Annotated in this window: 8 protein-coding genes; 4 read left to right on the plus strand and 4 right to left on the minus strand. The window is 69.5% G+C overall.

The window, feature by feature from the left end:
- Positions 1–2 precede the first annotated feature (2 nt).
- Positions 3–1343, plus strand: coding sequence for an 8-oxoguanine deaminase (locus tag ELR45_RS24410; RefSeq protein ID WP_129668787.1), 1341 nt, complete (start codon positions 3–5; stop codon positions 1341–1343).
- Here ELR45_RS24410 and ELR45_RS24415 read toward each other — a convergent pair.
- From ELR45_RS24415 to ELR45_RS24430, 4 genes are all read right to left on the minus strand, one after another.
- Positions 1338–1607: a hypothetical protein gene (locus tag ELR45_RS24415; RefSeq protein WP_129668678.1), complete on the minus strand. Its 270-nt coding sequence runs from the start codon at positions 1605–1607 to the stop codon at positions 1338–1340. The genes ELR45_RS24410 and ELR45_RS24415 overlap by 6 nt on opposite strands.
- Complete coding sequence (locus tag ELR45_RS24420) at positions 1597–3720, minus strand: multicopper oxidase domain-containing protein (RefSeq protein ID WP_205857184.1); 2124 nt, start codon at positions 3718–3720, stop codon at positions 1597–1599. Before ELR45_RS24420 ends, ELR45_RS24415 begins: the two co-directional genes overlap by 11 nt.
- 170 nt (positions 3721–3890) lie before the next feature.
- Positions 3891–5117, minus strand: coding sequence for an allantoate amidohydrolase (locus ELR45_RS24425; protein WP_129668679.1), 1227 nt, complete (start codon positions 5115–5117; stop codon positions 3891–3893).
- A gap of 95 nt (positions 5118–5212) precedes the next feature.
- The gene (locus tag ELR45_RS24430) at positions 5213–6445 is read right to left on the minus strand and encodes a pyridoxal-phosphate-dependent aminotransferase family protein (RefSeq protein ID WP_205857186.1); all 1233 of its coding nucleotides are present in this window, start codon (positions 6443–6445) and stop codon (positions 5213–5215) included.
- Positions 6446–6615: 170 nt separating this feature from the next.
- On the opposite strand from ELR45_RS24430, the gene ELR45_RS24435 reads away from it, so the two are divergent.
- The 3 genes from ELR45_RS24435 to ELR45_RS24445 form a co-directional block, all read left to right on the plus strand.
- Positions 6616–7221 (plus strand): helix-turn-helix domain-containing protein, encoded by a 606-nt coding sequence (locus ELR45_RS24435; RefSeq protein WP_165368071.1) that lies wholly within the window; start codon positions 6616–6618, stop codon positions 7219–7221.
- A gap of 137 nt (positions 7222–7358) precedes the next feature.
- The gene (locus ELR45_RS24440; protein WP_129668682.1) at positions 7359–8432 is read left to right on the plus strand and encodes a BMP family protein; all 1074 of its coding nucleotides are present in this window, start codon (positions 7359–7361) and stop codon (positions 8430–8432) included.
- Between the two features lie 13 nt (positions 8433–8445).
- The coding region (locus ELR45_RS24445) for an ATP-binding cassette domain-containing protein (protein ID WP_205857224.1) at positions 8446–8879 on the plus strand (434 nt) is incomplete at its 3' end.

Here is an 8879-nt window from a genome sequence, read left to right on the forward strand (position 1 = left end):
TGATCGACCGTGCGTACGTCGTCACGGTGAACACGGCGGGCGACGAGTACGCGACGGGCCACGTCGTGATCGACGGCAACCGCATCACCCAAGTGGCACCCGGCGCGGCGCCCACGGAGCTCACGGACACAGCGGCGACATATGTCGACGGCCGCGGCTGCCTGCTGACGCCGGGCCTGGTCAACACACACCATCATCTGTATCAGTGGGTGACCCGCGGGATGGCCGTCGACGAGACCCTGTTCGGGTGGCTGACCACGCTCTACCCGGTCTGGGCCCGGCTCGACGAGGACGCGGCCGCGACCGCCGCCGGCGCCGCCCTGGCACATCTGGCCCGCACCGGCTGCACGATGACCACCGACCACCACTACGTCTTCCCGAAAGATGGCGGGGACCTGCTGGGCGCCGAGATCCACGCCGCCGGCCAGGTCGGGCTGCGGTTCCATCCGTGCCGCGGCTCGATGGATCTCGGCCAGAGCCGCGGTGGCCTGCCACCCGACCACATCGTCGAGGAGATCGACGCCGTCCTCGAGGCCAGTCATTCGGCCATCGACCGCTGGCACGACACGTCGCCCGACGCGATGACCCGGATCGCGCTGGCGCCGTGCTCGCCGTTCACGGTCACCGGTGAGCTTATGCGGCTCTCCGCGGAACTGGCCCGTTCCGCGGATGTCCTGCTGCATACGCACCTCGCCGAGACCGCCGACGAGGCGGAGTTCTCCGCCTCCCGGTTCGGATGCACGCCGCTGGAGTACGTTGAGCAGCTCGGCTGGGCAGGGCCGGACGTCTGGTACGCACACGGCATTCACTTGAGCCACGACGAGATCGCCCGCATCGGCCGCAGCGGGACCGGCATCGCGCACTGCCCAACGTCCAACGGGCGCCTCGGCGCCGGCATCGCACCGACCACCGACCTGATGAAGGCGGGAGCGCGCGTCGGGCTCGGGGTCGACGGTGCCGCGAGCAACGAGTCCTGCGACCTGTGGGAGGAGATGCACCATGCGGTGCTGCTCGCCCGGGCCGTCGGCGGACCCACGGCGATGGCGGTCCGGGACGCGCTGCGATTGGCCACGATGGGCGGAGCCGACGTGCTTGGACGTGCCGCCGACACCGGCTCGATCGAGCCCTGCAAGCTCGCCGATCTTGCGCTGTGGCGGATGGATACGCTAGCGCACGCCGGTATCGCCGACCCGGTCGCCGCGCTCGTCCTCGGTGGTCGCCCGCCGCTGGAGACGCTCATCGTGAACGGTCGAGTGGTCGTCACACACGACGTCGTCATCACCGTCGAAGAGCACTCCCTTGCCCGCGACGTGGAACGGGTCCATCGTGCGTTGACGTCATGAAGAGTCATCCTCCACACCGACGTCGAAAAGCTTGGCGAGGTGCTCGGCCTGGTCCGGCAGGCCGCGTAGCCGGGTGAGGACCAGCCTCTCGACCAGGTCGTCCAGGGCGGCCTCGATCACGGCGATGTCGCGCCGGCTCAGGTTGTGTGCCCGGCCGGACAGCCGCCTCATCTCATGGTCGATGACGACGCGGCTGCGGTCGCGAACGCTCATGAGCAGCGCGTCAGACGTGATGGCCGCGGGTAGCCCCTGCTCAATGGTCATGGTTCGACCCTCCTGCCCGCTCCGTTCCGCCCTCCGCGTGGTCGCCGTGGGACGGTGAGGTCACGCCGTCGTAGCCGAGCTTCAGCATCATGCCCTGCTCGGCGTGCGGAAGGTTGTGGCAGTGGTTCATCCAGAGGCCCGGGTTGCCGGCCAGGAACGCGACCTCCCACACCTCGCCCGGACGCACGTCGAACGTGTCGACCCACAACGGGCTGCCGGTGTACGGCTCCCCGTCCCTGGAGAGGACGAGCATCGTGTGACCGTGCAGATGCCACGGGTGGGTCTCCAGGCTGCGGTTGACCACCGTGAACCGGACGAGATCGCCTTCGGCGACCAGTTGTTCGGGGATCGACGGATGGCCCAGCCCGTTGACCGTGTGGGCGTAGGCAGGAGCCCCGTCCACCATGGCCACACCTCGGTCGAGGACCAGGGTGAAGTCCCGGTCGAATGGGCCGTCCGTCTCGAACGGCACCGCGGCGGGCCGCCCATAGTGCAGCGGATCCAACTCCGGCCAGCCAGATGTGTCCTCCACCGCAGCCGTCCCCAACTCCTCGACATCCGCCTCACCGTCGGGCTCGCCCGGGCGCAGTCGCACACCGCCGTCGCGGTTGTTGTCGACGATGAGCGCCACCACGCTGTCCGGCATGGCGAAGGTCAGGTCGTACCGGCCACCGGCGGGCAGCCTCAGGTGGACGCCGTCGACCTCATCGGGTTCGTTGAGGTCCCTGCCGTCCACCGCCGCCAGCTTGAACGGCGTGCCGGCGAGGGCGAATCGGTGCGGGTCGGAGTCGGTGTTGACGAGCCGGAGCCGGACCGGAGCGCCGGCGCGTGCGGTGTGCTCGAGCACCTCGTCGTGACCTTCGATCACCAAGATGCCGTCGAACGTGTGCACCGGCAGCGTGAGATCCACCTCGTCTTGTGTCGCCTGCGACCCCCCGTCGTCGGCACGAGGCGTGACCACGAGGGTGCCGTACAGCCCCAGCCGGACGCCACGGTGCGAGACCTGATGGGTGTGGTACCAGTACGTCCCCACCTGCTCGGCGCGGAGCCGGTAGACGAACTCCTCGCCAGGCATCACTGCGTCCTGGGTAGCGCCCGGCGCGCCGTCGTCGCCGCACGCCACCTCGTACCCATGCCAGTGCAGGGTCACACCGTCGCCGATGTCGGTGTTGCGTAGCGTGACCTCCACGAGATCGCCATGAGTGGCGGTGATCCGCGGACCCGGCACCTCACCCTCATACGTCCAGGCCTGCACCTCCCGCCCGGAGGAGAGCGAGATCGCCTCCTGTCGAGCGGTCAGCGTGTGCCTGCGGACGTCACCGCCCCGCGTCGGGTCGGCCGGCCCGCGCAGGTCGGTCACCGGCGTGCCGTGGCCAGGTGAATGCGACCTCCCCCGTCCTCCGCCGGCGTCGACCGACTCCGGCGGCACGAACGCCAGGCCGACGCCGGTCCCTCCAGCGCCCGCCGCCACCGTTCCGCCGACGACGCCGATGAAGCGCCGACGCGAGAGCACCGGGCTCGCACCGCTCGCTCCGGCACCGCTCGCGCCCGCGTCCACCTCCGACATCGCCGCTCCGGGCACGGCTCGCCATGTGACGAGAGCGGCGACGATCACCAGCGACACGGCAACCAGTCCGCTGCTCCACGTCAACGGGTATCCGCCCACCAGCGTGAGGGCTAGGCCGGCCAGCCCCGCGTACCCGGCGGTCAGCAGGGCGACGACGCTCCCCGGGCCAGCAATAGCGGTGTCTTTCCGCCGCGCCGCCGCGAACAGGCGCAGGCCTGCCACCACGACCGCGGTCGCCGCCGCGGCAACCAGCGTCGTATCACCGGTGTCGTTGAACGCCTCCGCGAGCGTCCGGATCAAGCCCTGTGCGAGAGCCAGTCCGGCGACGAGCCCGCTCAGACCGATCACCCGTCCAGGCATCCGTACCAGCGCCGCCATGATCGTGACCACTACGGCCAGCAGCAGGATCATGTAGCCCAGCGTGCGGTGGACGCCGAATGCGTCGTCCTTGGGTGCCGTGTCGAACGCGCCGACCGCGGCCAAGTAGAACTGTGCCACCACCGCAAGCACCAACAGACCCGCCAGGCCGACAAAGACTTTGCGCACGATCCCTCCCTTGTTGGGTGTACTTCTTCCCGGGATCGATCGTGCTTTGGAAGACGCCGCCGGATCGTCGGTCTGAACGCGGCACATGTATACGCCGGTCGGCGTACGGCGCTTTGGGAGACTACGCTGCGGGGCGGAGCCTAGGCATCGGGGAACCTCGTCAGTGCAGGTCAGAGCTGATCGGCGAGTGCCAGAACCGCCGCCTCTAATGCGTCGGCGGCAGCGGCGGCGTCGTCGGCACGGACCTCCTCGTCCGGGTGGTGACTGATGCCGTCGCGGCACCGCACGAACAGCATGCCCACGTCGGTGACCGACGCCATCGCCATGGCATCGTGGCCGGCCGGGCTGAACAGCACCAACGGGTCGGCGTCGCCGGCCTCCCGGATCCCTGCCGTCACGACATCGCGAAGCCAGTCCGCGCAGCGTACCGCCTCCGCGGCATGCGTCTGCGTGCTCGTGAACCCCACGTCACGACGGTGCCCGACCTCGGCCGTCGTCGCCTGGATGGCGGCCCAGAGCGTATCGCGCTCGTCGTCGGACTCCGCCCGGATGTCCAGGCTGAACTCCACCCGGCCCGGGACGACGTTCACCGCGCCCGGTTCGACGGAGAGGTGCCCCACCGTGGCGATCCCGGCACCGTCGCGAGCCAGCCGCTCGATGGCCACCACCACCTCGCTGGCGGCGACCAGCGCGTCCCGTCGTCGTTCGTAGGGGGTTCCGCCTGCGTGCCGCGCCTCTCCGACGACGTCGATCACGAACCGCCGGGCGCCGGCGATGGCGCTGACCACGCCAAGAGCCCGGTCGGCCGTCTCCAGGCGAGGACCCTGCTCGATGTGGGCCTCCAGGTAGGCCACCAGTTCCCCCGGCAACCGGGCGGCCTCGCCCACCCGGCCGGGGTCGAGACCGAACCCGGCGAACGCGTCGGCCAGGGAGATACCGTCCGCGTCACGCAGCGCCCACCACTCGTCGTCCCATGTACCAGCGACGGCCCGGCTGCCCAGCAGCGCGGCGCCGAACCGGGTGCCCTCCTCGTCGCCGAACGCCACCACCTCGACGGCGAACGGCAGCGGGCGCCCGGACGTCCGGAGCCGGGCCACCACCTCGATCGCGAGGACGACGCCAAGCATGCCGTCGTACTTGCCCGCGCCGGGCACAGTGTCGACGTGCGAGGCCAGGATCACGGCGGGCAGGCCGGGACGGTCGCCCTCGATCCGGCCGCACTGGTTGCCGGCGGCGTCGCACCAGGTCCTCATCCCCGCGTCGACCATCCAGCGGGAGACGAGCTCGTTGGCCCGCGCGTGCTCGAGCGACAGGTACACCCTGGTGAGCCGGTCGGGGTCGGAGGAGAGCTCGGCCAGCTCGTCGCACCGGCGCATCAGCTTCTCCCCCATGCTCATTGTCTCTGGTCGCGCTCGACTTCTCACTCGCTCCGCGGACGGCTGCGCTCGTTCCTCCCTACGCCGACCACTCCCCTCACTCGGCGTCTCGCCGCTCATCTGTAGACCTCCAGGGCCGCGTCGACACCGCCTCCGGCCGGTACACCGACGCCGGCGTGGCGCAGCGCATGCTCGAACGCGGCCAGCGTGGTGAGCACGGCGTCGGTGCGCGCGTTGTAGCCCATCGTGCCGATCCGCCAGATCCGCCCGCGCAGGGGACCGAACGACGTCCCGATCTCCACACCGAATCGTTCCAGCATCATCTTGCGCACCTCTTCACCGTCCACACGCTCACCGTCCGCACGGGGCGGGATCTCGACGCCGACGCAGTTGTGCATCTTGTGCGCGACGTCGCCGTACGGGGTCAACCCCAATCCGCGCACACCCGCGAGCATCGCCGCGCCGTGCAGCCGGTGCCGGGCCACCGCCTCATCGATGCCTTCCTCGAGCAGTACCCGAGCGCATTCGCGCGCCGCGTACAGCATGCTGGTGGCCTCGGTATGGTGGTTGAGACGGCGTTCGCCCCAGTAGTCCATGATCATCGCCAGGTCGAAGTAGTTCGAGCGGATCCGGCCGGGGATCTCGACGATCTCGTCGCCGGCGTCCAGGATGCCCGCCTCGATGCTCCGTCGTCGTTCGATCCGCTCCACGGCGCGCGGCGAGAGGCTGATCGGGGCGCTGCCGGGCGGGCCGCCCAGGCACTTCTGCAACCCGGCCGTCGCCACGTCCACGCCGAGGTCGTCCATCACGAACGCGTTGCCGCCCAGCGACGCCGTGACGTCGGCGTAGAAGAGCACACCATGACGTTCACAGATCTCGCCGATACCCTCGAACGGCTGCAACATCGTGGTCGAGGTGTCACCGTGCACCAAAGCGAGGACGGTGGGCTCAGTCTCCACGATCGCCTTCTCTATCTGCTCCGGCTCGAACACGTCGCCCCATCCGACTTCGCGCACGTGCACGTCGGCGCCGCATCGCTCCGCGATCTCGCACAGCAGCTGACCGAAACGGCCGAACACCGGCACCAGGACCCGGTCGCCCGCCTCGACCAGCGAGACGAGCGCCGCCTCGATGCCGGCCCGCGAGGTCCCGTCGACCAGCAGCGTCGCCTCGTTCGAGGTGCCGAAGACCTGCCGGTACAACTGCATCGTCTCGTTCATGTAGCCGGTCATCGCCGGGTCGAACTGGCCGACCATCCCGGCGGACATGGCGCGCAGCACCGTCGGGTAGGCATTCACCGGCCCAGGACCCATGAGCAGGCGGGGCGGCGGGTCAAGCGGTCCAGGCATGGTAGGACCTCGCTCAGGTGGCGGCTTGGCGGGCATGGAGCCGAACATAGGCAGCAATAATGTCAGCCGTGTTTCCTGGTCGCGGCCCAGCAACGTCGATCGGGGGCTTGCCTGGAGCCCGCGCCCGGGTTGCCGGGGCGAGCGGTCGCCGGGCACGGGACACTGAGGTAGTGGTCGCAATCCAATCGGAAGACTCCTCGTCGATCGCCGCGTCGATCGGTGCCGCGCTCCGCCTCGCCCGCCAGGACCGCGCCTGGTCTACGCGGGAGCTCGCGGCACGAGCGGACGTCTCCCAGCCTTTCCTTTCCAATGTCGAGAACGGCCGGACCACGCCGAGTGTGGCTACGCTCTACCGGCTGGCCGCCGCGCTGGAGCTCTCCCCGGCCGCGCTGATGCCGTCTACGGACGAAGGCACCGTGGTGGTCCGGGCCGGAACCGGCGCGCGGGTCCCGATCAGCGACGTCCCCGGCACGGTGACCAGCCAGCTGCTGTCCGGTGCGCGCGACCGTGCCATCGAGGCGTTCCGCTATGACCTACCGTCGGGATTCATCGAGCCCGAGTGGTTCGCCCACGATGGCGAGGACTTCGTCTACGTGCTCGACGGCTCGCTCATCTTCATGCGCGGCCAGGATGAGGAGATCACCCTCGGTGTCGGCGACTCGCTCTGGCACGCCAGCCACGTCCGGCACCGTTGGCGCACCGACGACACCTGCTCGGCCCGCGTCCTGCTGGTCACGGTGAACCGTCCAACGAGCGACGAGCCGTCCGCGGAGTAACCGGCGACAGTCGACCCACAGCCGCACACACGACCCGGCAACCCTAGAACGACCTCCGCTGATAACAAATACGAATCGAAATCTGATCGTCATGCGCGACAACGTGCGCGAAACGGACCATTCCTACCGTTGCGCAGATGGCAGACACATCCGTGGCACGACGCACGCGCACCGCCGCACTTGCGGCCATCGCCGTATCCATCGCGCTCAGCTCCTGCGGCGACGACGGCCGGCGCGACGGCAGCGCGACCGAGGCCGATGGCGGGGAGACCACAGCGTCCGAAGGTGACGACGGTGGCGACGCCGCTCCCAAGCTCGCGGTCGTCTACTACCCCGAGTTCCGCGACGGGTCGTGGGGCGAGGCCGCGCTGAAGGCGGGCGAGAAGCTCGAATCCGAAGGTGTCATCTCCGAGTTCGCCAGCCAGGAGAACGTCCAGCCCGGAGCCGACGCGATCCGCGCCCTCGAAGACTTCGCAGAGCAGGGCTACAGCCCGATCATCGCCCACTCGTTCAACTACGGCGACGACGTCAAGGAGGTCGCGGCCAAGTACCCCGACACCCTGTTCGTTTACGCGGGTGGCTTCGGCGACGTCGACGGCAACGTCGGGGACTATGCCCAGCCGTTCCACGAGGCGACCTACCTCGAAGGCATCCTCGCCGCAGGCGCGATCGACGACGGGAACGTCGCGGGCGCCGGCGGGTTCGACATCCCCGTCTGCCGAGCCATGTACAACTCGTTCCTGGAAGGCGTGCAGGAGCTTCGGCCGGAAACCACCGGATCGTTCGTCGAGGTGGGCAGCTGGGAGGACATCCAGCTCGCCAAGGAGACCGCGCTGTCGCAAGCAGACTCCGGCGCCACCATGTTCGTCGGCTGCGGGCAGGGCCCGACGTTCGGGCAGATCGAGGCCGCCGACGAGCGTGGCTTGACCGCGTTCGGCTACACCGGCGACATGTCGGAGCGCTCGGACGCCGTCGTCGCCTCGTTCACTTGGAACCTCGACGCACCGTTCCGCCTCATGGTCGAAGACGTCGCGGCGGGCAACGGCAGCGAGGCCCGCTACTACGACGTCGGGATGGCCGACGACGCGATGGACGTGGTGATCAGCCCGACGTGGGAGTCCGAGATCTCCGCGGACGTCATGGAACTGTTCGAGGAGCGGCTCACTGAGATCAAGGATGGATCCCTGACCATCGAGTTCGTCAGCGAGTAGCTGGGTGAACACCATGACGGCGCTGCACGTCGAGGCGGTCACGCGCCGCTTCGGGCTCCTGACCGCACTGGACGCGGTGGACTTCGACGTGCGCTGGGGCGAGATCCATGCGCTCGTCGGCGAGAACGGGGCCGGCAAGTCGACCCTGATGCGGATCATCGCGGGCCTCGACAGACCGGACTCGGGCTCGGTGACCGTCGACGGCCTGCGGGTCGCCGAGTTCGACCCGCGCCGGCTCAATGGACAGGGCGTCGCGCTGGTGCAGCAGCACTTCACTCTCGTCCCGACGTTCACCGCGGAGGAGAACATCGCTCTCGCCCGACCGACCGGTCGCCTCCGGCCGTCGTCCGCGGCGATGCGCAAGCGCCTGGGCGAGCTGTGCGAGCGGCACGGGCTCGACGTGCGACCTGGCATCCCGGCCGAGGAGCTCTCCGTTGGAGAGCGTCA

Origin of the sequence: Phytoactinopolyspora endophytica (assembly GCF_004138495.1) — a bacterium.
Classification (GTDB): domain Bacteria; phylum Actinomycetota; class Actinomycetes; order Jiangellales; family Jiangellaceae; genus Phytoactinopolyspora; species Phytoactinopolyspora endophytica.

Coding starts and splice junctions, on each gene's coding strand:
- ELR45_RS24415 (WP_129668678.1), bottom strand. CDS start 1,607: ATGACCATTGAGCAGGGGCTACCCGCGGCCATCACGTCTGACGCGCTG.
- ELR45_RS24425 (WP_129668679.1), bottom strand. CDS start 5,117: ATGAGCATGGGGGAGAAGCTGATGCGCCGGTGCGACGAGCTGGCCGAG.
- ELR45_RS24430 (WP_205857186.1), bottom strand. CDS start 6,445: ATGCCTGGACCGCTTGACCCGCCGCCCCGCCTGCTCATGGGTCCTGGG.
- ELR45_RS24440 (WP_129668682.1), top strand. CDS start 7,359: ATGGCAGACACATCCGTGGCACGACGCACGCGCACCGCCGCACTTGCG.